Annotated in this window: 22 protein-coding genes; 11 read left to right on the forward strand and 11 right to left on the reverse strand. The window is 65.5% G+C overall.

Features of this window, described 5'->3' with window-relative positions:
• Window positions 1-6 precede the first annotated feature (6 nt).
• From ACM42_RS00315 to ACM42_RS00325, 3 genes are read left to right on the forward strand one after another with little or no spacing between them, the layout of a single operon-like run.
• Complete coding sequence (locus ACM42_RS00315; RefSeq protein ID WP_271526143.1) at window positions 7-1,053, forward strand: ABC transporter substrate-binding protein; 1,047 nt, start codon at window positions 7-9, stop codon at window positions 1,051-1,053.
• Window positions 1,054-1,056: 3 nt separating this feature from the next.
• Window positions 1,057-1,920, forward strand: a complete 864-nt coding sequence (locus ACM42_RS00320; protein ID WP_271526144.1) for an ABC transporter permease — start codon at window positions 1,057-1,059, stop codon at window positions 1,918-1,920.
• Window positions 1,920-2,735 (forward strand): ABC transporter permease, encoded by an 816-nt coding sequence (locus ACM42_RS00325; protein WP_271526145.1) that lies wholly within the window; start codon window positions 1,920-1,922, stop codon window positions 2,733-2,735. The genes ACM42_RS00320 and ACM42_RS00325 overlap by 1 nt, the downstream gene beginning before the upstream one ends.
• On the opposite strand, the gene ACM42_RS00330 is transcribed toward ACM42_RS00325, so the two are convergent.
• Complete coding sequence (locus ACM42_RS00330; protein WP_271526146.1) at window positions 2,736-3,071, reverse strand: hydroxyisourate hydrolase; 336 nt, start codon at window positions 3,069-3,071, stop codon at window positions 2,736-2,738.
• Between the two features lie 26 nt (window positions 3,072-3,097).
• On the opposite strand from ACM42_RS00330, the gene ACM42_RS00335 reads away from it, so the two are divergent.
• Both ACM42_RS00335 and ACM42_RS00340 read left to right on the forward strand, forming a co-directional pair.
• Complete coding sequence (locus tag ACM42_RS00335) at window positions 3,098-4,294, forward strand: MFS transporter (RefSeq protein ID WP_271526147.1); 1,197 nt, start codon at window positions 3,098-3,100, stop codon at window positions 4,292-4,294.
• On the forward strand, window positions 4,275-5,642 hold the full coding sequence (locus tag ACM42_RS00340) for an amidase (RefSeq protein ID WP_271526148.1): 1,368 nt from the start codon (window positions 4,275-4,277) through the stop codon (window positions 5,640-5,642). Before ACM42_RS00335 ends, ACM42_RS00340 begins: the two co-directional genes overlap by 20 nt.
• 129 nt (window positions 5,643-5,771) lie before the next feature.
• Here ACM42_RS00340 and ACM42_RS00345 read toward each other — a convergent pair whose 3' ends face one another.
• Both ACM42_RS00345 and ACM42_RS00350 read right to left on the reverse strand, forming a co-directional pair.
• Window positions 5,772-6,026: a hypothetical protein gene (locus tag ACM42_RS00345; protein ID WP_271526149.1), complete on the reverse strand. Its 255-nt coding sequence runs from the start codon at window positions 6,024-6,026 to the stop codon at window positions 5,772-5,774.
• Window positions 6,023-6,877, reverse strand: a complete 855-nt coding sequence (locus ACM42_RS00350) for a helix-turn-helix domain-containing protein (protein WP_271526150.1) — start codon at window positions 6,875-6,877, stop codon at window positions 6,023-6,025. Before ACM42_RS00350 ends, ACM42_RS00345 begins: the two co-directional genes overlap by 4 nt.
• 419 nt (window positions 6,878-7,296) lie before the next feature.
• Here ACM42_RS00350 and ACM42_RS00355 point away from each other — a divergent pair, with 419 nt between their 5' ends.
• The 6 genes from ACM42_RS00355 to ACM42_RS00380 all read left to right on the forward strand — a co-directional run bounded on the left by ACM42_RS00355 (window position 7,297) and on the right by ACM42_RS00380 (window position 13,932).
• A complete protein-coding gene (locus tag ACM42_RS00355; RefSeq protein ID WP_442868878.1) occupies window positions 7,297-9,207 on the forward strand; it encodes a PAS domain-containing sensor histidine kinase in 1,911 nt (636 codons plus the stop codon).
• Window positions 9,204-9,875, forward strand: coding sequence for a response regulator transcription factor (locus ACM42_RS00360; protein ID WP_271526152.1), 672 nt, complete (start codon window positions 9,204-9,206; stop codon window positions 9,873-9,875). Before ACM42_RS00355 ends, ACM42_RS00360 begins: the two co-directional genes overlap by 4 nt.
• Window positions 9,876-9,981: 106 nt before the next feature.
• Window positions 9,982-10,359 carry a response regulator transcription factor gene (locus ACM42_RS00365; RefSeq protein WP_194388129.1) on the forward strand — a complete coding sequence of 126 codons (378 nt, stop codon included), beginning with the start codon at window positions 9,982-9,984 and terminating at the stop codon, window positions 10,357-10,359.
• Between the two features lie 170 nt (window positions 10,360-10,529).
• Complete coding sequence (locus ACM42_RS00370) at window positions 10,530-12,425, forward strand: FUSC family protein (RefSeq protein ID WP_271526153.1); 1,896 nt, start codon at window positions 10,530-10,532, stop codon at window positions 12,423-12,425.
• The gene (locus ACM42_RS00375) at window positions 12,422-12,625 is read left to right on the forward strand and encodes a DUF1656 domain-containing protein (protein ID WP_271526154.1); all 204 of its coding nucleotides are present in this window, start codon (window positions 12,422-12,424) and stop codon (window positions 12,623-12,625) included. The genes ACM42_RS00370 and ACM42_RS00375 overlap by 4 nt, the downstream gene beginning before the upstream one ends.
• Window positions 12,626-12,636: 11 nt before the next feature.
• Window positions 12,637-13,932: a biotin/lipoyl-binding protein gene (locus tag ACM42_RS00380; RefSeq protein WP_271526155.1), complete on the forward strand. Its 1,296-nt coding sequence runs from the start codon at window positions 12,637-12,639 to the stop codon at window positions 13,930-13,932.
• 345 nt (window positions 13,933-14,277) lie between these two features.
• Here the strand turns inward: ACM42_RS00380 and ACM42_RS00385 are convergent, their stop codons facing one another.
• The 8 genes from ACM42_RS00385 to mdcA are packed head-to-tail and all read right to left on the reverse strand — an operon-like array spanning window position 14,278 to window position 21,320.
• On the reverse strand, window positions 14,278-15,213 hold the full coding sequence (locus ACM42_RS00385; RefSeq protein WP_271526156.1) for an acyltransferase domain-containing protein: 936 nt from the start codon (window positions 15,211-15,213) through the stop codon (window positions 14,278-14,280).
• A gap of 9 nt (window positions 15,214-15,222) precedes the next feature.
• Window positions 15,223-16,173: an AEC family transporter gene (locus ACM42_RS00390; protein WP_271526383.1), complete on the reverse strand. Its 951-nt coding sequence runs from the start codon at window positions 16,171-16,173 to the stop codon at window positions 15,223-15,225.
• Window positions 16,170-17,051, reverse strand: coding sequence for a triphosphoribosyl-dephospho-CoA synthase MdcB (mdcB, locus tag ACM42_RS00395; RefSeq protein WP_271526157.1), 882 nt, complete (start codon window positions 17,049-17,051; stop codon window positions 16,170-16,172). Before mdcB ends, ACM42_RS00390 begins: the two co-directional genes overlap by 4 nt.
• Window positions 17,048-17,728, reverse strand: coding sequence for a malonate decarboxylase holo-[acyl-carrier-protein] synthase (gene mdcG, locus ACM42_RS00400; RefSeq protein ID WP_271526158.1), 681 nt, complete (start codon window positions 17,726-17,728; stop codon window positions 17,048-17,050). The genes mdcB and mdcG overlap by 4 nt, the downstream gene beginning before the upstream one ends.
• Window positions 17,703-18,425, reverse strand: coding sequence for a biotin-independent malonate decarboxylase subunit gamma (gene mdcE, locus ACM42_RS00405; protein ID WP_271526159.1), 723 nt, complete (start codon window positions 18,423-18,425; stop codon window positions 17,703-17,705). Before mdcE ends, mdcG begins: the two co-directional genes overlap by 26 nt.
• Window positions 18,412-19,350 carry a biotin-independent malonate decarboxylase subunit beta gene (locus ACM42_RS00410; RefSeq protein WP_271526160.1) on the reverse strand — a complete coding sequence of 313 codons (939 nt, stop codon included), beginning with the start codon at window positions 19,348-19,350 and terminating at the stop codon, window positions 18,412-18,414. The genes mdcE and ACM42_RS00410 overlap by 14 nt, the downstream gene beginning before the upstream one ends.
• Window positions 19,347-19,664, reverse strand: coding sequence for a malonate decarboxylase acyl carrier protein (mdcC, locus tag ACM42_RS00415; protein WP_271526161.1), 318 nt, complete (start codon window positions 19,662-19,664; stop codon window positions 19,347-19,349). The genes ACM42_RS00410 and mdcC overlap by 4 nt, the downstream gene beginning before the upstream one ends.
• Before the next feature lie 9 nt (window positions 19,665-19,673).
• Window positions 19,674-21,320 (reverse strand): malonate decarboxylase subunit alpha, encoded by a 1,647-nt coding sequence (gene mdcA, locus ACM42_RS00420; protein WP_271526162.1) that lies wholly within the window; start codon window positions 21,318-21,320, stop codon window positions 19,674-19,676.
• Between the last annotated feature and the right edge of the window lie 61 nt (window positions 21,321-21,381).

The raw sequence follows: 21,381 nt of genomic DNA on the forward strand, positions 1-21,381 counted from the left end.
TTCGACATGATCCTCAACCGCCGAAGCCTGCTGACCACCGCCCTCACACTCGGCGCCATGAAAGCGTTTCCCGGACTGAGCCTCGCCCAGGCCCGCCCACTGGTGTTTGCGACCTTCACCGGAAGCTGGGAGGAAGCCCACAAGGCCGTGCTGGTGCCAGCCTTTCGCAAGGCGAACGCGGACGCCGCGATCGTGCTCGACCCGATGCTCTCGGTCGACCAGATCGCGAAGGTCAACGCCGCCAAGGCCAATCCGCCGATCGACGTCATGCTGCATGATCCCGGCCCTGCACTCGTCGCCATCGGCCAGGACCTGGTCGAGCCCTATCCGGTCGAGAAAAGCGCCTATTACAAGGACCTGATCGCCGAGGCGCAGGAGCCGATGGGCCCCGCCCCGTTCTTTCAGGTCGTCGGCCTCACCTACAATCCGGAAGCCGTCAAGACGCCGCCGACGTCATGGGCCGATCTCTGGAAGCCCGAGTTCAAGGGCCGCGTCGGCATCACCAACCTCAACTCGACGCTCGGCACCGGATGGCTGGTCGAGATCGCCAAGATGCGGGGCGGCTCGGAAGCCAATGTCGATCCCGCCTTCAAGGCGCTGGAGGAGCTCAAGCCCAATCTCGCCGCAGTCGCCGCCAATCCCGGCGCACTCGCGACACTGTTCCAGCAGGGCCAGATCGACATCTCGCCCGGCAATTTCAACGCCATCCAGATCCTGAAAGCGCGGGGCGTGCCGGTCGAGTTCGTGGCCCCCAAGGAAGGCGCCATCGCCTTCAAGACCACGATCCACATCGTCAAGAACTCGCCCAACCGCGAGCTTGCCTTCAAGCTGATCGAGGCCGCGCTGACGCCGGAGGTGCAGACCACGCTGATGAATCCGCCCTATCTGATCGTGCCGACCAATTCCAAGGTCACGATGGGCGGCGAGATCGCGCGCGTGCTGGCCAAGGACACGGCCGAGCTGAAGAAGAAGTTCGTGTTCCAGGACTGGAAGAAGATCAACGAGCAGCGCTCGGCCTGGATCGAGCGCTTCAACCGCGAAATCAAGATCTAAGCCATGGGTGCAGCACCGGCATCACGCGATGTGACATCCTACGGGATGGGATTGGCAGCGCCGCTGGCGCTGTTCTTCCTCCTCTTCTTCGTCGCGCCGCTGCTGCAATTGTTCTGGCTCTCGCTGCACAACGACACGGCCGGGCTCCACTGGGGGCTCGGCCAGTACCTGCACTTTCTCACCGATCCATTCAGCCTGGGCGTGCTCGGCTCGACGCTGCTGCTGGGCGCCGAGGTAACCGCCGTCTGTCTCGTGCTCGGCTTTCCCATCGCGTGGCTCTATCAACGAGTCGGACCAAAGCTTCAGACCATCATCATCCTGATCGTGCTGCTGCCGCTTTTGACCAGCGTAGTCGTCCGCACCTTCGCCTGGATCGTCATCCTGGGCCGCCAAGGCATCATCAATGCGACACTGCAATCGCTCGGGATCATCGATACCCCATTAAAACTGCTCTATACACAGTTCGGCGTGGTGATCGCGCTGGCGCAGGTGCAGATGCCGCTGATGACGCTGCCGCTGATCACCGCGCTCGGCCGCATCGACCCCAATCTCGACGATGCCTCCTGCTCGCTAGGCGCTGGAAGCTGGCGCACCTTCTTCCGTGTCGTGCTGCCATTGTCATTGCCCGGCGTAATCGCCGGCTGCACGCTGACCTATGCCGCCGCGATCACCGCCTTCATCACCCAGTCCCTGGTCGGCGGCGGGCAGATGCTGTTCATGCCGATGTATCTCTATCAGCAAGCCTCCACGCTCCAGAACTGGCCGTTTGCGGCGGCGATCTCGATCATCTTCCTGCTCGCCGTGCTCGCGGTCGTCTCGGTCTTCACCACGCTCGGCCGCCTGTCGCGCGGCTATGGAGGCGCGTGATGAGCGGCCGCAGGCGTACCCTGGAAGCCCTGAGCTTCGAGCTGGTCATGACCGTGACCGCGGTGATCGCGCTGATGATCATCATCGCGCCGTCGCTTGTCGTTCTGATTGTCTCCTTCACCAGCGGCTTCTCGCTGCGCTTCCCGCCGCCCGGCTATTCGCTGCGTTGGTACGCCGAATTGTGGAATGCCTGGCAGCTGCATTTCGCGGCGAAAAACAGCCTGATCGTGGCGTTATGGGCGACGGGCCTCTCCGTCGTGCTCGGCGGCGCGGCGGCGCTCGCAATCTCGCGGTCGCGGACGCTGTCCGCACGGCTGCTCGATTCCCTCTTCATGTCGCCGCTGGTCTTGCCGGCGCTCGCCTTCGGCCTTGCCGCCCTGATGCTGTTCTCGCTGGTCGGCCTGCCGGTGTCGCCGCTGACGCTGGTGATCGGACACACCGTGGTCTGCGTCCCCTATGTCGTGCGCAACACGGTCGCGGCCCTCGCCCAGCTCGAGCCGACCCTGCTCGAAAGCTCGGCCGTGCTGGGGGCAAGCCGTCTCTACACGTTCCGCCGCATCGTGCTGCCGCTGATCCGGCCCGGCATCATCGCCGGCGCCTTCATCGCCTTCATGTCGTCCTTCGACAACGTGCCGGTGTCGCTGTTCCTGCGCGATGCCGCGACCGACATGCTGCCGATCCGGATGTGGCAGGATCTCGAAGGCAAGCTGGATGTCACCATCGCGGCCCTCTCGGGCGTGCTGATCATCGCCACCATCGCGCTGGTTGCGATCATGGAGCGCGTCACCGGCCTGTCGCGGCGGCTGACGAACTGATCAGGCACCGCGAAACAGCGAGTAGCCCCAGCGCGTGAATTTCAGCGGCAGATGAAAATGCTCGTCAACGTTCTTGATGCGGAACCGGAACGGCGTCACGGTCAGGAAACCGTCGCTGTCGCCAAAGAACTCGCCGAGATGAAACAGCACCTCGTACTCGCCGGCCGTCACGCCAGCGCCTTGCGCGACGGGATGATCGAGCACGCCGTTGGCGCCGAGCCGCCCGTCGGCGATGCGCGCGGAGTCCGGATCGATCCGCCAGATCTCGACGCGCAACCCCTGCGCCGGCCGCCCGCTCGCCACATCGACCGCGTGAATGGAAATGCCGCCTGCCACGTTGTTCCTCCCATGAGCAAGCCGCGATGGTAGACGGAAACGCGGCCGTTCGGCCAGCACCCGCATTGCTGCCGGCCCTTGGCGCGATGACCTTGCTGCAGGCCCTCGTTGCGTTTGCCTTGTTCGCGCCTGGCGTGGTCGCGCCGCGCGCCCATATCGAGGTCTGGCAGCTCTCGATGTTCTCCTGCGCTGTGTTCGCCGTCGGCATCCCGGCCTCGTTCTGGGGCGGCGGCTTCATCGCGCGGGCCGGCTCGCTGCGGATCGCGAGCCTGTGCGCGGCGGCCATCGTCGTCGCCATGGCGCTGGCCACGCTCGGATCGACCGCCGCCCTGCTGGCCGCGGGCATCTGTCTTGGCCTTGCGATGGGGCCCGAGACACCGGCGAGCGCGGCGCTGCTGGCGCGGCTCGTGACCGCCGAGCGGCGCACCTTCGTGTTTTCGGTGCGCCAGACCGGCAACCAGATCGGCGCCGTCTGCGGCTCGCTGGCCCTGCCCGCGATCGCCATCGCGTTCGGGCCGGCCTGGTGCTATGCGGTGGTGGGCCTCTGCGCGCTGCTGGCGATCGTTCTGTTTGAATGGTTGCGGCCGGCCTACGCCGTCAAGCTCGTCCCGCCCTCAAAGCTCGATCTCCGCGCGCGGCTGGCGCTGATGACTGCGGACCGGCGCATCGCGATGCTGGCACTCGCCTCGATGCCGTTCAGCGCGATGCAGGTATCGCTCAACACGGTGTTCGTCACGCTTGGCACCCGTGAACTCGGCCTCAGCCATATCGAGGCCGGCATGGCGCTCGCCTGCGCGCAAGCCGGCGGCCTTGTCGGCAGGCTCGGCTGGGGATTTGTGGCGATGCGGCTCGATGCTCCGCGTATGGTGCTCATCGTCATCGGTCTCGGCATGGCCTTCTGCGCCGCGCTGCTCGGCCTCGACGGCGGATCGCTCAGTCGCACCTGGCAGTTCGCGATTGCGGCGCTGTTCGGCTTGACGGCGTCGGGCTGGAACGGCGTCTTCATTGCCGAGATCGCCCGCCTCGCCCCGCAAGACCGGATCGGCGAAACCACCGGCGCGGTGCTAACCGCATCCTATGCCGGCCTGCTGGCGGCGCCCGCGCTGGTTTCGATCCTGGATGGTGTCGCGAGCCTCGGCGTCGCTTTCTTCGCCTTGGCGTGCCTGGCCCTCTGCGGCACGGTGGCCCTGATCTGGGGAGGCCATGACAATGCCAGCACATAATGCCCGCGGGATCGCCGCCGATGTCGCGGCTGGACGGACGAGCGCCGTCGAGACTGCAAAGGCCGCGCTCGCGCGCATCGAGACAGCCAGGAAGTTGAACGCGGTCGTCACGATCGATCCCGAACGCACGCTGGCCGACGCTGCGACGGTCGACGAACGCCTGCGTGCCGGCGAGGCGATGCCGCTCGCCGGCGTCCCCGTCATCGTGAAAGACAACATCTGGGTCGGCGGCTGGCGTGTGACGCAGGGCTCGCGCCTGTTCTGCGATTTCATCGCACCGCACGATGCCATCGCGATCGAGCGCCTGCGCAGGGCCGGAGCGGTCGTCGTCGGCATCGGCGCAACGTCCGAGTTCGCCTGTAAGGGCGTCACCACCTCGCCGCTGTATGGGCCAACGCGGCATCCCCTCGATCCCGCGCTGACGCCCGGCGGCTCATCGGGCGGCCCGGCCGCGGCCGTCGCCGCCGGCCTCGTGCCGCTCGCGATCGGCACCGATGCGGGTGGCTCGAGCCGCAGGCCGCCAGCCCATGTCGGGGTCGCCGGCTTCAAGCCGTCCTATGGCGCGATCCCCTATGGGCCAGGTTTCGCCGAGCCCTTCTTTGGCCTCTCAGTCATCGCGCCGATCGCAGCTGATGCGGCCGATATCGCACTGGCGTTCGAAGCCATGGTCGGCGCCGATCCGCGCGATCCGGATTCTGCCGTCGTTGCGCTGCAGGCCGAAGACATCGGCGGTCGGCGCATCGCGTTCTCGCCGCGCCTTGGCCTCGATGTCGCGATTGATGACGTCGTCGCGAATGGGCTCGCCTCCGCCATCGACCGCCTTTCCGCGGCAGGTTTGTGCATCACGCAACGCGATCCCGTCTGGCCGGCAGGCGCCACGGAAGACGCCATCATGCCGCTTCAGCATGCGGGTCTCGCGGCACTCTATGGCGACTCCTTCCGCAAGGATCCCACCATCTTCGATCCCGACATCGCCAGGCAGATCGAGCGAGGTCTCTCCTGGTCGGGTGCTGAGGTTGCCGGAGCGCTGCTCGCGAGCGCTGCGATCGCCAATGCCTTCGCGGCTTTCTTCACCGAAGTTGACCTCTTGCTGACGCCGACGGTGCCATGCGTCGCGTGGCCGCTCACGCAGCTCGGCCCGGACATGATCGGCGGAAAAGCCGCGAGCCCGCGTGCCCACGCGGTGTTCACGCCGTTTATCAATCATGCCCACCTGCCCGCGATTTCGATTCCGTGCGGAACGGATCGGTGCGGACTTCCATTTGGCCTTCAGGTCATCTCCGCGCGCGGACAAGACCGCTCGCTGCTTAGAGCAGCGCAAGAGATTGAGGCCATCCTGCGAGTGTAAATCTTGCCGTCACTGAGCGGCACATCGACCTCGAACACCTGCTAGCCATGCGCATCTCGGAGCGCTCGGCCATAATTGGCCCGTCGAGCCGACTGCGGAACCGCTCGTATCAGTCCAATGCCTTCTGTTTCAAGGCTGCGGGATCGCCTCCTCGATCGACCGGTCCATCAATGCATAGTGCGCGATGCCTCCGACAATAGTCCTGCAGAAGTTCAGAGTGAAGCGACCGTAAAGAGCGCCTAACCCGGATCCCGAGGATGCAAAGCGATAGGAGGCACCGAGGACACGCGCGATCTCGAACAATCCCATAAGCTCGTGGTACACCAGCGCCGACTGAATGCCGAGCAGCGGCAGCAACAGGGCCTGCATACCGATGCCGTTCATGACGCCCTCGCTTCGGGGCGCGGCAGCGGCAGAAATTGCGCAAGATGAGCACTCCTCCATTGATATGGCGTATTGCCAGCGAAGCGCTTGAAGACTGTCGTGAAATGAGCCTGGGTCTGGAACCCGACGGTCAAGGCGATGTCGACGAGCGAGATGTCCGGCCGCTGCAGCAATTCCTGAGCACGCTCGATCCGCCGCTTCAGCAAATATTCGTGCGGCCGCATGCCGACGGCCGCCCGGAACTGCGCGGCGAAGTGCATCCGGCTGAGGCCGGCAACGGCGGCCAGATGCTGCAAGGTGACCTTCGCCTCCAGATTGTCGTCGATGTATTGCATGACGCGCTTGAGGCGCCATTTTTGCAGCGACCGCACCGCCCGGCAGGCGTGCCCTGCGCGGTCACTCTCGGCCGGCTCGGACTGGCCTCGTCCGACCGTCGTCCCCCCACTGGCCTTGCGGGTAAGAATGGCCAGGCGCAATGCGTCGACGAGAATGGCGGAATGGGGATTGTGCATGGCTTTGGTTGCCGCGAGGGCATCCGAGAGGCGCCGCATCACCGGGTCCGCGCTTCCCTCCCCACCCGTCTCCCGATCAGACTCCGCGGACGCGTGCGCAAGGCGTTTTGCCGACACCCTGAAGCTCGGCCCGCCACTGGCAGATCCCTGCACATCCGGTGCTGGTGGCTCAATGGCCAGCGCAACATCCAGATGCACGAGAGAGAGCATCACCGCCTCCTCGCCGGAGCGCGGCGAACGTTTCGATGACCGCAGCTGCGGGCCGTCGATGGGCAAGACGTCCATTGCGGCGGCGACATGATCCTTGGCATTTTGCGAGTATGATATCTGCAGCGACATCGTCGAGGCTCCTTGTCCCATTTCGCACCAGCAATGCCTGGCCGGCTTGTCCGAATGCTATGGGAGCAGAGTAGTTCGGCGATCCGCGCGCTCCATTCTACGCGCGGGTGCATGGATAAGGTCTCGGGTTAATCGCGTCATACGTAGGTATGACCCCGGGCGAGAGGGCGGGCGGAACACTCCGCCCCACGCTCGAGCCCTGAAGCTCCCCCTGCCTGCGGTAAGTTGACGCGTCCGCGATCGGCAAAATCGCCGATAAGCCTTGTTCCGCCGGGAAATCTCCGTGTCGCCGCCCGCGCCGGATCGACTATCCACGGGGTCTTCCAAGAGGGCACGAAAATCGGCTGGCGGGATATTGTGGGCGCGATCAAATCGCGGCATCAACGCGGCTGCAATGAGAAGAAACCCCGCCTGCGACGATGACGAACCTTGATCGGCCCACGGGTTCATCCATGAGCCGCACCGGCCTGCGGTTCTGGTCCGCCGTCCTCGCCTTCGCGGTCTTCATGGTCGACGTGCTGACGCCGCTCGAAGGTGCGGTCGCGGTTCTCTACGTCGTTGCGATCCTGCTCGCGGCGAGGACGAACCGGCGCAACGACATCATCGTCGCCGCGATCGGCTGTGCCGCCCTGACGATCACCGCGTATCTGTTATCGCATGATCACGAGCCCATCGGCTCACCGGCCCTTCGTGCCCTGGTGAGCCTAGCGGCCATCGCAATCACCACGCTGCTCGCGCTCCAGAATCATGCCGCAACCAATCGCCTGGCGGCGCAGGCTCGCCTGCTCAACCTCTCGCATGACATGATCTTCGTCCGGGATCGCGCCGGCGTGATCAATTTCTGGAACAAGGCTGCGGAACAGACCTACGGCTGGACCACCGACGAGGCACTCGGGCAGATCGCCGACAAGCTTCTGCGAACCAGCTATCCCGACCGGAGGGAAGTCATCGAGGCCACCCTGCTCGATACCGGGCGATGGGAAGGCAGGGTTGAGCAGCGCACGAAGGACGGTGCCATACTCGCGGTCGATGCCCGCTGGGCCCTGCAACACGACCATCTCGGCAAACCCGTTGGCGTGCTCGAAACGCACACCGACGTCACGGACCAGGTGGCGGCGCACAGCGCGCTCGTGCAGAGCGAGCAACGATACCGCCGAATGTTCGACGCAAGCCGTATCGGCGTCGTAGAGGAAGACTGGAGCGGACTACGGACCGCGCTGCATTCGCTACCGACCCGAGGGGCGGACCTGCGCGAATATCTGGCACGACATCCCGATTTGGTCCGCCATGCCCGTGGGCTTGCCAGAATTACCGACGTCAATCCTGCCCTGCAGAAGATGGCGGGGGCAAGCAGCTCTGCGGCCTTCATCCAGAACGTGGACAAGCTGCTGGGCGAGAACGATCGCAGTTTCCTCGACGCGCTGGTGGCATTCGCGGAAGGAGAGCAGTTCCACGAAGGGGAGAGCGAGCTCGTGCGCCTCGACGGACGCAAGGTCCCCGTGCTGTTCACGATCACCTTTCCGCCTCAATCCGACGAAGATCATAACGTCCTCATCTTCGTCGTCGACATTACCGAACGCCGGCAGGCGCAGGATGCGCTGCTCGCGGCGCAGGTCGAGCTCGCTCATGCTGCACGCGTTGCAACCCTCGGCGAGCTCAGCGCGTCAATTGCGCATGAGGTGAACCAGCCGCTGGCGGCGATCGTCACCAGCGGCGAGGCCGGCTTGCGGTGGCTGCGGCGCGACGTCCCCGATCTCAAGGAGGTTACGACGACGATCGGCCATGTCGTCGCTCAGGGCCGCCGCGCCAGCGAGATCGTGACCCGCATCCGCACCTTTCTGAAGAAGGCCCCGCCCCAGCGGGATATGCTGCAAATCGGCGAGATCATCGAGGAGGCGACTGCGCTGGTTGCGCGCGAACTCGCCAAGGACCAGGTCACCCTCACCGTCGAGTCGCAGCACGATCTGCCACCGATTCGCGGCGACCGGGTCCAGCTGCAACAGGTCCTGGTCAATCTTCTGATCAATGCCGGCCAGGCCATGGCAGGCCAGCCCGGTTCCCGCATCATCACGCTGCGCGCCGGCAGCGAGGACAGCGAAACCCTCGCCATCATGGTACAGGATAGCGGCCCGGGCATCCAACCTGAGGACCTGCCGCGCCTGTTTGATCCGTTCTTCACGACGAAGGATGGCGGAATGGGCATGGGGCTTGCGATCTGCCGAACCACGGTGGAAGCTCACGGCGGCCGGTTGTCGGTGGCGAGCACTCCGGGCTCGGGAACGACATTCCACCTGACATTGCCATTTAGCCAAGAACACGCCCTGCCATGACCCGACCCAACCAGGCGCAGCCGCCGGCCCAGCCCTCCAACGCAATCGTCATTGTCGTCGACGACGACGCCGGCATCCGCGCCTCGCTCGACAGCCTGTTCCGATCCGTTGGCCTCCAGACGCGCCTGTACGGCTCGCCCGCCGAATTGCTTGCCGGCTCGCTGCCCGACGGTCCCGGCTGCATCGTGCTGGACGTCCGCCTCCCGGGCGTGAGCGGGCTCGATCTGCAGAGCCAGTTCGTCCGGCAGGGCATCAGCTATCCGATCATCTTCATGACCGGCCACGGGGACATTCCGATGTCGGTGCGTGCCATGAAGGCCGGCGCCGTCGACTTTCTTTCCAAACCGTTTCGCGACCAGGACATGCTTGATGCCGTGACCGCGGCGCTCGAGCGCGATGCGCAGCACCGTGCCGAAGCCGCGGCCAAGGAGGACATCCGCGCCCAGTACGAGACCCTGACGGCGCGCGAACGCGAGGTGATGGGCCATGTCACCGCCGGCCTGATGAACAAGCAGGTGGCGGCCCTGATCGGCCTCAGCGAGATCACGGTCAAAATCCACCGCGGGAACGTCATGCGCAAGATGGGGGTTAGGTCATTGGCCGACCTCGTTCGCAAGGCCGAGGCGCTCGGAGTTTCCCAAACCCGCAGGACTACGGACCAAACCTGAGTATAATTTCGGCGGTCCGGCCCCCGGGTGCATAAGGCGTTATCGGCCGCGCAACGGGAGATATCCTCCTTGCCTTGCGGAACACCGCGGTCAGGATTGAGCGCAAATGGCCAAGACCCCTGTGATTGCAATTGTGGACGACGACGAAGGCGTTCGCGCTTCGCTTGCGAGCCTGGTGCGTTCGCTCGGCTACGAGGCCGATGCCTACGAGTCCGGGCTGGACTTCCTGCGGCATGCGCCGGGAGACGATCCCGCATGCATGATCGCCGACGTGCAGATGCCGGTCATCACGGGCGATGAGTTGCAGGCCCAGTTGATCGCCGCTGGCCGCCGTTTCCCGATCATCTTCATGACGGCTTTTCCAAGCGAATCCGTGCGCCAGCGCGTAATGGCCGCGGGCGCGCATTGCTTTCTCGGCAAGCCCTCCAGCGGCGATGAGATCATCCGCTGCCTCGAAGAGGCGCTGGCAGGCCACGCGCCGTAGCCTGTCTGTCCCTCCCTTGCGCAATGGCTCTCGTCCCCAACCAGACGTGCATTCCGGCAACTAGGTTGGTGGACCGGAAATACCGGCAGGAGCTGCAAACCTCATAGTCGTTTTCGACTTTCTCGACTTCGGCCGGGCGGCACGCTCTGCCGAAAAACGGATGAGGCGCGATGCCCGTGAACGCCACCAGTGCTGCCGCGCCGTCCCCGTTGGTCTTCGCCGGCTTCCCGGCAAGCTCCTGGACCTTTGCGCTGCGGATATGGCTGGCGATGCTGCTCGCACTCTATGCGAGCTTCTGGCTCGAGCTCGAATCCCCCTCGTCAGCGGCCTTGACCGTGGCGATCCTGGCTTTGCCGACACGCGGTCAGGGCATGGAAAAGGCCGGTTACCGGCTGCTCGCGACGGCGATTGGGGTCATGGCATCGATTGCGATCGCCGGCGTGTTTTCTCAGACCGACGGCCTCCTGCTCGCCGTGCTCGGCATCTGGGTCGGGCTCTGCGTCTATGTCGCCGCCATGCTGGACGGCAATCGTGCCTATGCGGCGGCGCTCTGCTGCATCACCGTCGCCCTGATCGCCATCCAGCAGATCGACACGCCGCTCCAGGTGTTTCCGACCGGCATCGCGCGCGGTGCCGCCATCGGCATCGGGGTGCTTGCGGTGGCGCTGGTCAACGAGGTGCTGGCCGCGCCGGACTATCATCCGGTACTGGCAGGTCGCATCGAGGCGCTGTACGACCGGGTCAAGGCCCTCACGCACGGTACCGACCGTGACTCCGCGGTGGCTGCGGCGAGCCTGTTGCACGACATCGCTGCGATACGTCCGGAGATCGCCAGCCTTACGACGGAATCGAGCATCGGCACGGCACGGACCGCGGCCGCGCGTTCCGCGCTGGTCGACCTCGTCAGCGTCCTCTCCCTTGGGCGGATGCTCGCGGCGCTCCCGGTCACGTCCGCCCCCGCGCAGAGTGCGGAGGACCCGGGCCAGAAGGCGGCCAGGCTGACGGCCATTTCCCGGTCCTGGCTCCGCAGCGAGATCAGCCATAAGTTTGCCCAGGTCCGCAGCAGCCTCGATGCGCTGCACGAAGGGATACGTCCATATCATGCATGGCGCGCGCCGCTCTACCGCTCGGGCCGCATCGCGGCGGAAACCGGCGCACGGGCCGCGATCTCGTTCGCGCTGATTGGGCTCTTCTTCGTGTTGACAGGCTGGCCGACCACCGAGGTCTGCCTCTCGCTCGTCGCGGTAATCCTCGGCCTCGGCTCGACGGCGCCCGCGCCACGCACCTTCACGATGGTGACGGTAATGGCGATGCCGATCGCCTGCGCGCTGGCCGGCATCCTGAAATATTTCGTCTTCAACGGCGTGTCCGAATTTCAACTGCTCGCGATCGGTCTCGCGCCTGTCGTCATCGGCTTCGCGCTGCTGATCTCGTTGCCGAACCCGCTGCTGTCTTCCCTCGGCCGGCTCACCCTGGTGTTCACGATCGCCGTACTCGCACCGACCAATCCGCAGAGCTACGACCCCGAGGTATTTCTCGTGACGAGCTTCTTTGCCTGCCTGTCTTCCCTGCTCGTGCTCGCAGCGCAGATGCTGCTGCCTCCATTGTCGGGCGACCAGCGAGTTCGTCTGCTGCTGCGAGAAGCCAGGGGCGAACTGGGCCACGTCCACCGCTGGCAAGTTCGAGACCTCGCGCCAGAGGAAGCCGCGTTTCGCGACGCGGCGCGAATCGAACAGATTCTGACCGCAAACGGCACCTTCGCTCTCAATGGCGATATTGCAGCAAAGGCGATGCGCTGTTTCGACCAGGCTGAGAGCTTGCGGCGCTGCCGCGCCGAACTGCAGCGGCTGACCCAGGGGCCGCTCGCCCGGGCGGTGCAGGACGCGCGAGAGGCCCTCGCCCAGCGTAACGGTGCCGCGATCCTCGCTGCTGCCGAGGCGATACGCCAAGTGGCATCGCGAAACAACCTGTCCGCCAATTCGGCCATCGCCGTGCTGGTTCCGGCAAGCGCCGTATTTGCACCGTCGCAGTCTCCAACCGCCCCCAGCCAAGGCAAACAGTCATGACGAACACATATCGGGAGCTTGTGATCGATGGCGTGCTCATTGCCCCCATCGTCTCCTATGCCGCAATCGCGCTGCTAGCGTTCCTGATGCTTCGTCCCCTGCTGCGCTTCGTCGGCTTCGCGAGAGTCTTCAGCAACCCGTCGCTGGCCGAACTTTGCCTCTACGTGGCGATGTTCGGCACGCTCGCGCTGTTCTTCTAGGGAGAAGTGCCATGGGAGCTACCCTGCCTCGGGACGTCACCCCGCTTCATGGCGAACCCCCAGCCGAAGCACCGGTCGTTACCGCAGACTCCATGGACGGTTCAAACGCGCCGGAGACCGTGGCGCGCGACACAAGCGATCGGACACCGGACAGCATCAGACCTTCGGCATGGGCGACGCCCGCCACGAGGCCACTGCGCCAAGCGGCCGGCCGATTCATGCGCAGTGCCGGCAGGCACCTTGCGACTCTCGGCATCGCACTGGTCGCAGTTCTGATAGCGGCTTCAACCTGGCAGCACTACGTCACCGCGCCCTGGACACGGAACGGCAGCGTCCGCGTCCAGGTCGCCAACGTGGCGCCGCAAGTGGCAGGCAAGATCGTGGAGCTTCGGGTGGCCGACAACCAGTTCGTCCACAAGGGCGACGTCCTCTACGTGATCGATCCGTTCGACTTCGAGGTGGCCGTTCGGGTCGGCAAGGCTCTGGTCGACCAGCGGGCGGCGGACCTCGTGGTGAAGCAGGCCGAGTTCGACCGCCGGCAGCACCTGTCCGATCTTGCGACGACGCCCGAAGAACAGCAAATCTATGCAGGCAACGCGGCGCAGGCGAAGGCTGCCTACGAGGCGGCGGCGCACCAGTTCGCACAGGCGGAGCTGAACCTGAAGCGCACGAGCGTGGTCAGTCCGGTCGATGGTTACGTCACCAACCTCCTGTTGCGCGCAGGAGACTATGCCGTCACCGGCGTCAGCAACGTTTCCGTGATCGATTCCAACAGTTTCTGGATCGACGGCTATTTCGAGGAAACCAAGATGGCGCGGGTTTGCGTCGGCGATCGCGCCGAAGCCCAACTGATCGGCTATCCCAAGCCGATATTGGGACATGTGAAGACCGTGACGCGCGGCGTCAGCGTGTCGAACGCCGCCGCGGGCACGCAGGGCCTGCCCAACGTGGACCCGATCTATACCTGGGTGCGGCTCGCGCAGCGCGTGCCGGTTCGCCTCGCCATCGACACCGTGCCACCCGATGTGCCGCTCGTCTCCGGCATGACAGCCACGGTGACGATCCGGCAGCCCTCCGCGGGCGGGGGCCAAACCTGGCTCGACCGGTTCCGCGCGAACTTCGTCGATCCCGTCTCCGATCTATTCGGCGCAGGCCGCCCGCCTCGTCCGGACTGCCTCCAGGCGACCGCGCAGCAGCGCCCCGAGGTGGAGGCGCTTCCCTATACGCGCGAGCCCGCGGTTCCTCCGGCAGAGAAGATCGCACCCGGCCTGACACCCGGCATCAACGCCTCGCCACACCTGCCCTGACACGCGCGTGCTGGCGTAGCGCCATCCGGAGCGCGTCGGGCGTCGTCCAAGCTCTCAGGCGGCGACCTGACCTCGACGCCGCAAAGGCCCGGCCTCACGCGTGCGTACGGGCCTCTCGTGGATCATGCGAAATGAGAAATGGCGGGGGTTCATGAAATACTTTGGCCGCGGGATCGGCGATGGTGTGCGTGTTGAGTGACTGAGACCCCCAAGTCACGGCTCGAGCCTCCCTCCTCCCTAGGCATACGAGCATTCTAGGGGCCGTCCTCCCCCAAGGGACGGCCCCCTTTTTTCGACAGCACAATGCGGGATCGAGGGCATCGTCCCGTTCGGGATTTGCCGACGCTAGAGGTTGACGTGACGCGTGAGCCAGGTGCGGACGCCCTGAAGGCTCCTGAAATCATCCAGCGAGTGCGCCGGAAGTCCGGGCGCGATTTCCGCAGCCATGCCGCTCAGCGCATGTCCCGGCCCGAGCTCGAGAAACCCTGTCGCGCCCGCTTCGACACAGGCTTGCAGGCAATCGGCCCATTGCACGGTTTGCGAGATCTGCTCGGCAAGCTTGTCGAGCCCCGTTTCGAGCGCGACGACCGGAGCGGCATCGATTCCGCTCAGAATGCGCGCACCGCTCCTTGGCGGGAATATCACCGATGCCTCGCGCAAGGTCTCGCGAAAGACGGCAGACGCCGCGGCGAGCCGTTCGGTATGAGAGGCGACCTCAACCGGCAACGCGACGATCCTTGCGTGCATCGCCCGCGCGTCTCGGGCAAACTCGCCTAGCGCCTCACGGCCGCCGCCGATGACGAAGGCATCGCCCGGATTGACGATGGCGACCGCCGTGCCGTGACGCTCGCAAAGGCGATCGACCTCGTCCCGGGAAGGACCGCGGACGAAGATCAGTCCGTCACCGGCGCGCGTGGCCGCATCCATGGCCTCTGCGCGGCGCGCCACCAGATCGAGCGTTGCGGTCGCATCGAACAAGCCGCCGACACCCCAGGCCGCGACCTCGCCGACACTATACCCGGCTATCACGATGTCACGAGAGATGACATCTGCGAACGCGGCCGCCGCGGCGAGCGCCTGCAAGGTGCAGAGAACCTGTCCGGCACGGTTGCGGTGCAAGGCCTCGTCAGATTCGGCGCGCACGAAATCGCGTGGATCCCTGCAATCGAGCAACGTCGACGCGTGCGCAAACAGGTGCGCGGCCTCCGGCGTATCACCCGTGAGGGCGAACATGTCGCGATGCTGCCTGCCTTGCCCCGAACAAAGGATCGCCAAGGTCATGGTCGCGTCCTAGTGTGGAAAGAGCAGCGCGATCACAATCGCGAGCGTCGGGACGCTGAATGCGGTGCTGGCGATAACCATGGATCCCACCCTTGCGGAATCCAGCCGGTAGTTGACCGCGAACAAAATCCCGAAAAAGCCCGAGGGCACGGCGGCGAGCAAAATGGCCGTCTTCGCTGCGTCATGCGCGATCGGAAGGACGAGAATGACCGCGACAGCCAACAACGGTCGGACGATGTCCGAGGCCACCGTTGCAGCGCCGATCTTCCAATCCAGCCGAAACGATTGCGCCGACAGAATGGCTCCGGTGAGGAACAGGGCGACGCCGGCAGCCGAACTTCCGATCAGCGTGAGGCTCGCATGAGCTAGCGCGTCGAGGCTCACATCCGACAACGAGAATACGATGCCGAGCGCGGGCGCGAGCACCACCGGCTTGGTGATCGCGCGCCGAATTGCCGTCAGGACCTGCCGCGCCGCCATTTCTTCGCCACGAGCCTTGGCGGCACCCATCTCCGCTACGATCAGGGTCAATGGGCTGATGAGGATCGAGCCCGCCGCCAATGCAACGGCAACCGGAACGGTGCCGGTTGGACCCACGACCGAGGTCATGATCGGAAGGCCCACCCCAGCGAGATTCGGGAAGCCAATCGTCAGCGCCTGCAGGGACGCCTCGGACTGGGAGAGCTTGGAGAGCCGACGTGCGGCAAGATACCAGGCAAGATAGAGCAGCAGCATCGTGACGCCGAGCACCAGGAAGAGCGGAACCTGGTCGATCATCTCACGGCGCGACGCTGAGGCGGTCGCGGCGAACAGTGAAGCGGGCAATGCAAAATCCATCACGAGCGCGTTGAGAGCGTCGACATGGAGATTGTCGACGACATGAAGTTTGCCGGCCGCGTATCCCAACAAGAGAACGAAGAAGACCGGCACGAGCGCCATCAGGATCGCATTGGACATCATCGGCATGGGCTCTCATGGGCATCGACAAAGAGTGTCATCGCGAGCAGATCGGCCGATCCACCCGGGCTGAGACGACAGGCGACGAAGCTGTCATGGATCGATTGCGCCCGCGTACGCCAACCGGGCACGCTGACGCCGCCGGCATCGATGAAGCATCGCGCCGCATCATACGCAAAGCGAAGGCCGTCGAACCCTCCGCGATGCAGGAGGTTGGTGTCCTCGACCGAGGCGATCAGGGCAAAGCATGCCTCGACCCGGGCGGCTTCGGTATCTTCCGGCACGGCATGCGCCACCCTGCGCAGCGCCGGCAATCCGATCCGGTAGACGCTGGGAAATCCGTTCGCGGCCTCGGTACGCGCACCGCCGGCGTGAAAACGGCGTCGGGCCGCGCTGCCGTGGCTGTGCAACAGCACCGGACCGTCGAGAATGCCGTCGCTCCACAGGCGCCTCACGACCTCGCCAAGCGAAAGCTCGGGATCGATCAACCCGCCGGCCCTCGCACCAGCCGCCGCACACAACAGGCCGAGCCCGAAGATCGCGCCGCGATGCGTGTTGACGCCGGAGGTCGCTGCAAACATCGCGTGCTCGGCCTCGAGGCCGATGATCCGCAGCCGCCCCATGCCGCAGCCGCGCGCGCCTGCTTCGGCCAGGCGCTGAAGATGGGGCTCGATCGCCGCGGCGCTGCGACGGAACGTGCCGGCATCCATATCATCGTGACTGCCATTGTCGATATGACTCACGAGCCCCGGCTTCGGCCAGGTTTCCAGCTCCTCGACGAGGCAGCGGGCGGCGATGGCGCCGATGGCGGAAACGTCGGGCGCGATGCGTGACCGACGCTGAACCGACCTTTCCAAACCTCGCATGGCCGCGGTGATCATGATCCCCTCGCTCCGGAAATGAATCGATCCCTGCCGAGCAGGATCACGCTCCCGATGCTTTTCACCAGAAGCTCGCTCCCGCCGCCGTGGAGCTCGCGCCAGTTCACTGCAGCACCATCCGCGCGCATCAGTTCGCCATCGATCCGCATCGGCGCTTCGTTCTCGATCGCAGCCACATCGGCAACGAAACGATCGACGTCGGTTTCGCCGCGAATCTCGAACAGCACATCGAGGTCCGATCGGTCTGTCACGTAGTCGAGCCCGGTCAGCGATTGCCAGGCCAGGCTGCCGAAGACGCGCGCGTCCACCGAGTGACGAAGCTCCAACCGGTCGAGCCGGTCGAGCGTCGGCCACCAGTTGCGCGGCGCGTAAGCGCGCGCCTGCCGCAGCGACGGCGGCCTCGCCACCGAGACGACGTGGTCGATATCAACCAGGAGCGAGATCCGCTTCTTGCCGGCCGAGGGCGGCAATGGCAGGCCCAGAGCAAGACCGGCTTCCTCGCATGGCAGAGCGCGCCGCCTGATCGCCGGCCAGCCCATTTTGGACCAACGTGCGACCAACGCATCGGTAGCGAGATCGCCGCGCGCTTCCAGCATCGCCCGCCACCCTGCCGGGCTGACGAAGACGAGGTCATGACGACCCGGTGAACGCTCACCGTGCTTGCAGGGCCAAGTCACGCACACGCTCCGCAATATCAGCGGCCTTCTGCCGGCCACCACGCGCCTTACCGAGCGCATCCCGCTGGTCTCGCGCGGCCGGCATGTCGGCCAGCAGCGCCTCCAGTTGATCGGCGAGCGAGGCATCTTTGCTCCATGTCATGTGAACCGCGCCCATCTGCACGAGATTGGACAGCCCCGGCGCGAACACCGGCGTCGACTTCGCCTTCTCCTCGAGCGCTTCCATCGACAGCTTGGTGACCTTCGCCATCGACGGCAGGTCCATCACTGCAGGCTGTGCACCGGGCAATCCGATCAGCACGCGGGTTGCAAGTCCCGTCGCGAGCAGAGCGCCCGCCGCCGAGTGACCGTAGAGAAGGCCGATGGTGGGGCGGCCGTTCATGTCCGCGTGGATCAACACTTTCGCCAGATGCGCGAGGAATTCGTTCAGCCCGAGCAACTCGTCGCGCTTGCTCATGCGCTGGCTGTCGCTATCGACGAGCACCAGGATCGGGCCAGAGTCCCGGCCGATCGACGCCAGGACATGGCCGGACAATCTGATCGCCTCGTCGACGCCCAGTGCGGTTCGATCCGCGACACCGAGGACGAGCATTTTGTCGCCGCGTCGCAGCGTCGCCGAGCCGAGAAGGACGCCTTTGTCGTTCCTGATCTCATGGCCCTTTGGAAAGAGCGAGGCGAGAATGTCATCGAGCGTCACGGCTGGTCCTCCCCATCCTGTCGGCGAGCGCAATGAACTGATCGGCCGGCAGCTCCGGAACCGTTTCGGCATGCGCGATGCCTTGCGCCGTCCAGATGTCGACGGCATCCAGGCAGGCGCCGTAGCGGCTTAGCCGGTCGGCAAGCCGCTCCTGCTCTGCCTTCAAGCTGTCGAGGCCGAACGGTCCGATCAGACCCAGCAGTTCCAGCGCGGCCTCGCGGAACTCCTGCACATTGTCATCGGCAAAGACGTCGGCGGCGCCGAGCAGGCGGCGATGCTTGCCGCCCATGGTGCGCCAGACCAGCGCGCGGTCGCGGGAGTCGAACTCCTCGACGCCGCGATTGGTCTCGATGACTTCGGGGCCGGACACCGCAATGCGCCCAGGTTCAGACACGGCGAGTGCCGAGCAGCAGCCCGCAATCAACCCACCGCCGCCGTAGCATCCGGACCGGCCGCCGATCAGGCCGACCACCTTCACGCCGGCGCTGCGCGCCTCCATCACCGCCCGCATGATCTCGGCAATGGCGAGCTCGCCGGCATTGGCTTCCTGCAACCGGACGCCGCCGGTGTCGAACAGGATCAGGACGGGGATCGATGCGATCTGGCGCGCCGCGCGGAGTAACCCGATCAGCTTGGCGCCATGCACCTCGCCGAAGGCGCCGCCCATGAAACGGCCCTCCTGTGCGGCGACGAACACCGGCGAGTCATCGAGGCGGCCATGGCCGACGACGATGCCGTCGTCGAACTGCTCGGGCAGATCAAAGATCTTCAGATGCGGACTGACCTCGCGCTGCTCCGGACCGATGAACTCGACGAAGCTGCCGGCGTCGAGCAGCAACTCCAGCCGCGTGCGGGCCGACGCCTCGTAGAAGCTGGTGCTGCGGGCGCGCTCGGCCGGTGTGACGTCCTTGAGTGGTGCGGTCATTGGCCGTTCTCCGTGATCAATCGCACTGCCTGCGCCAACCGAAGCGAGACCGTATCGGGGCGCGCGCCGCCGTCATTGATCGAGAATCTCAGCCCGCCGGGCGAATAGCGCTCGACGAAATCGCCGATTACGGCGGTCCAGACCTCGCCGAAGCCAACCGCCGCGGTCTTGATCTCGATGGCGCATTCCGCATCCGGCAGGACGCGTTCCACCAGCACCTCCAGATTGCCCGAGGCGACAACGCCGACGATCGCGCTCTGCCTGGTGCCGCCGGCCCTGGTGCGAACGCTGTGCTCAAACCTAAGATCTTCCATGACCTCTCCTCACCAGTTCCTGAATTTCGACGGCGGCGCGTAGAGCCCGCCTGACCAGCGCACGAGATCCTTGATCGAGCGCGCCGCGAGCAGGCTGCGATCCGCATCGAGCGGATTGATGCCGAGATCCTCCGGGCGCCGGATCACCCCGCGTTCGCGCAAGTGCGCGACCATGCCGTGATCCCGCCGACGGCCGACGTCGGTGTAGCCGGCAACGCCGCGAATGGCCTGCTCACGCTCCTCCGCGGTACGGCACAGCAGGAGGTTGGCGACGCCCTCCTCGGTGACGACATGCGTGACGTCATCGCCATAGATCATGATCGGCGCGAGCTCGAGCTCCAGCTTCTCCGCGAGCTCGATGGCATCGAGCTTCTCGACGAACAGCGGTACGTTCTTGTCGCCGAACGTCTCGCCGATCTGAACGACCAGCTTGCGGCCGCGGCGCATCAGGGGCGAGCCGTCGGGATCGGCCTCCGCTCCGGCTTTCAGCCAGGGCTCGCTCGGATGACGCCGGCCGCGGGCATCCGCTCCCATGTTCGGCGCGCCGCCGAACCCGGCGATGCGGGAGGTGGTGACGGTCGACGAATTTCCCTGCAGATCGATCTGCAACGTCGAGCCGATGAACATGTCGCAGGCATAGAGCCCGGCGGTCTGGCAAAAGGCGCGGTTCGAGCGCAGCGAGCCGTCGGGGCCGGTGAAGTAGACGTCGGACCGGGCGCGGATGTAGTCATCCATGCCGACCTCCGAACCGAACGAGTGAATCTGCCGGACCCAGCCGGATTCGATCGCGGGAATGAGTGCGGGATGCGGGTTCAGAGCAAAGTGGGTCGCGATTTTGCCCTTGAGGCCAAGCCGCTCGCCGAAGGTCGGCAACAGGAGCTCGATCGCCGCCGTGCTGAAGCCGATACCGTGATTGAGCCGCTGCACGCCATAGGGAGCATAGATACCCTTGATCGCGAGCATCGCGGTCAGGATTTGTCCCTCGGTGATCGCGGCCGGATCGCGCGTGAACAGCGGCTCGACGAAGAACGGCTTGTCGGACTTGACGACGAAGTGGACGCGATCCGCCGGGATGTCGACCCGCGGAACCTGCTCGACGATCTCGTTGACCTGGGCGATCACGATGCCGTCCTTGAAGGCCGTTGCCTCCACCACGGTCGGCGTATCCTCGGTGTTCGGACCGGTGTAGAGATTTCCGTCATGGTCGGCGCTGACGGCAGCGATCAGCGCGACGTGCGGCGTCAAGTCGATGAAGTAGCGTGCGAACAGTTCGAGATAGGTGTGGACCGCGCCCAGCTCGATCTTGCCGCCGAACAGCATGCGCGCGATGCGAGCCGACTGCGGCCCGGAATAGGCATAGTCCAGCCGCTTCGCGACGCCGCGGTCGAACAGATCCAGATGTTCCGGAAGAACGACGCCCGACTGCACCATGTGCAGGTCGTTGACCCTGGAGAGATCGACCGCGAGCAGCGCGCGACTGAGCAGATCGGCCTGCTTCTGGTTGTCGCCTTCCAGGCAGATCCGGTCGCCCGGCCGGATCACGGCCTCGAGCAGGCGCGTGGCATTGTCCGCTTCCACGACTTTGCCGCGAGCAAGCGCGGCACCTGCAGCGATGCGGGCATCACGCGTGGCGCGGTTGTTCTGCCAGCTCGTCATGGCCTTTGCTCCTTGACGCGCGTCAGGTCGCGAACCGGTCCTCGACTTGCGCTGGTCTTCT

It is taken from the genome of Bradyrhizobium sp. CCBAU 25338 (assembly GCF_028128965.1).
Taxonomy (GTDB): Bacteria; Pseudomonadota; Alphaproteobacteria; order Rhizobiales; family Xanthobacteraceae; genus Bradyrhizobium; species Bradyrhizobium liaoningense.

Bases quoted from the DNA above. Each gene is read 5' to 3' on its own strand.
- ACM42_RS00345 (WP_271526149.1), bottom strand. From the start codon at position 6,026: ATGAACGGCATCGGTATGCAGGCCCTGTTGCTGCCGCTGCTCGGCATT.
- ACM42_RS00375 (WP_271526154.1), top strand. From the start codon at position 12,422: ATGACGAACACATATCGGGAGCTTGTGATCGATGGCGTGCTCATTGCC.
- ACM42_RS00340 (WP_271526148.1), top strand. From the start codon at position 4,275: ATGACAATGCCAGCACATAATGCCCGCGGGATCGCCGCCGATGTCGCG.
- ACM42_RS00360 (WP_271526152.1), top strand. From the start codon at position 9,204: ATGACCCGACCCAACCAGGCGCAGCCGCCGGCCCAGCCCTCCAACGCA.
- mdcA (WP_271526162.1), bottom strand. From the start codon at position 21,320: ATGACGAGCTGGCAGAACAACCGCGCCACGCGTGATGCCCGCATCGCT.
- ACM42_RS00320 (WP_271526144.1), top strand. From the start codon at position 1,057: ATGGGTGCAGCACCGGCATCACGCGATGTGACATCCTACGGGATGGGA.
- ACM42_RS00390 (WP_271526383.1), bottom strand. From the start codon at position 16,173: ATGATGTCCAATGCGATCCTGATGGCGCTCGTGCCGGTCTTCTTCGTT.
- ACM42_RS00410 (WP_271526160.1), bottom strand. From the start codon at position 19,350: ATGACCGCACCACTCAAGGACGTCACACCGGCCGAGCGCGCCCGCAGC.
- ACM42_RS00370 (WP_271526153.1), top strand. From the start codon at position 10,530: ATGCCCGTGAACGCCACCAGTGCTGCCGCGCCGTCCCCGTTGGTCTTC.
- mdcC (WP_271526161.1), bottom strand. From the start codon at position 19,664: ATGGAAGATCTTAGGTTTGAGCACAGCGTTCGCACCAGGGCCGGCGGC.
- ACM42_RS00380 (WP_271526155.1), top strand. From the start codon at position 12,637: ATGGGAGCTACCCTGCCTCGGGACGTCACCCCGCTTCATGGCGAACCC.
- ACM42_RS00355 (WP_442868878.1), top strand. From the start codon at position 7,297: ATGACGAACCTTGATCGGCCCACGGGTTCATCCATGAGCCGCACCGGC.
- mdcB (WP_271526157.1), bottom strand. From the start codon at position 17,051: ATGATCACCGCGGCCATGCGAGGTTTGGAAAGGTCGGTTCAGCGTCGG.
- ACM42_RS00335 (WP_271526147.1), top strand. From the start codon at position 3,098: ATGGTAGACGGAAACGCGGCCGTTCGGCCAGCACCCGCATTGCTGCCG.
- ACM42_RS00365 (WP_194388129.1), top strand. From the start codon at position 9,982: ATGGCCAAGACCCCTGTGATTGCAATTGTGGACGACGACGAAGGCGTT.
- ACM42_RS00385 (WP_271526156.1), bottom strand. From the start codon at position 15,213: ATGACCTTGGCGATCCTTTGTTCGGGGCAAGGCAGGCAGCATCGCGAC.
- ACM42_RS00350 (WP_271526150.1), bottom strand. From the start codon at position 6,877: ATGTCGCTGCAGATATCATACTCGCAAAATGCCAAGGATCATGTCGCC.
- ACM42_RS00315 (WP_271526143.1), top strand. From the start codon at position 7: ATGATCCTCAACCGCCGAAGCCTGCTGACCACCGCCCTCACACTCGGC.
- ACM42_RS00325 (WP_271526145.1), top strand. From the start codon at position 1,920: ATGAGCGGCCGCAGGCGTACCCTGGAAGCCCTGAGCTTCGAGCTGGTC.